We start from the raw sequence: 545 nt of genomic DNA, 5'->3' as shown, positions 1-545 counted from the left end.
TCACATCTTGAGGCTCCTACTACATTATTAGCATTTGGTGCACTTGGAATTGGGTTAACCGTTCCTATCACTGCTTGACGGGTTCCTGTTGCTGTTTCACAATTTGTAGTGTTATCTCTACATGCTACATAATAGGTTGTCGTTGCTGTGATGCTTGGTGCATAGCTTGTACCTGTTGTCAATGCAGTTGTTGATGTTTGACTTGCATACCATTGTACTGTTTGTCCTGATGTACAAGTTGCACTTAAGTTTACTACGCCACTGCCACAGACTGCGCCATTCGTTACATTTCCTGAACTTGGGGCACTTGGTATTGGATTAACCGTTCCTACTACTGCTTGACGTGAGTTCGTTGCTGTCTCGCAAGTCGTAGTATTATCTTTACAACCTACATAATAAGTTGTCGTTGCTGCTATACTTGGTGCATAACTTGTACCTGTCGACAATACACTTGTCGAGCTTTGACTTGCATACCATTGTACCGTTTCTCCTGCTCCACAAGTAGCTCCTAAGGTCAATACGCCACTACCACATCTTGAGTTGTT

At 43.1% G+C, this 545-nt stretch carries 1 protein-coding gene; it reads right to left on the bottom strand.

All coding sequences use genetic code 11. The annotated features are described in order from the left end of the window. A partial coding sequence (locus QM491_RS25495; protein WP_445451918.1) for an Ig-like domain-containing protein occupies positions 1-545 on the bottom strand: 545 nt, incomplete at both ends.

Source organism: Flectobacillus longus, from assembly GCF_030056705.1.
In the GTDB taxonomy this organism is placed as follows: Bacteria; Bacteroidota; Bacteroidia; order Cytophagales; family Spirosomataceae; genus Flectobacillus; species Flectobacillus longus.
The sequence above is the reverse complement of the archived record's forward strand: the minus strand, read 5'-3'. Positions and strand labels throughout refer to the sequence as shown.